The sequence below is a fragment of the Paraburkholderia sp. SIMBA_027 genome, assembly GCF_046535315.1.
GTDB classification, from domain to species: Bacteria; Pseudomonadota; Gammaproteobacteria; order Burkholderiales; family Burkholderiaceae; genus Paraburkholderia; species Paraburkholderia tropica.
In genome coordinates this window covers 1-281 of sequence record NZ_JAWRWY010000374.1, presented here as the reverse complement: position 1 = coordinate 281, position 281 = coordinate 1, and the positions used below count along the sequence as shown (strand labels likewise).

At 62.3% G+C, this 281-nt stretch carries 1 pseudogene; it reads left to right on the top strand.

Annotated features, from left to right (window positions below):
* Positions 1-41: 41 nt before the first annotated feature.
* A pseudogene (locus tag SB764_RS39480) lies at positions 42-281 on the top strand (amino acid transporter); the annotation flags it as partial.

Sequence of the window (281 nt, the reverse complement as noted above, 5' to 3'; positions counted from 1 at the left end):
CCGAAGAACGCCCCACCGGTCGCATCAAAGGGACGCGGCGCATGCTGACCACGGCTGCTGTCATCATGAGCAGCTTCCTGATCACGTCCAGCTTCACCACAGTGGTGCTGATCCCACAGCAGGAGTTCGAGGCCGGCGGACAGGCCAACGGCAGGGCTCTTGCGTTCCTGGCCCATCAGTATCTGGGACTCGGGTTCGGCACGGCATACGACATCAGTTCCATTGGCATCCTCTGGTTTGCAGGTGCCTCAGCGATGGCAGGCCTGCTCAACCTCGTCCCC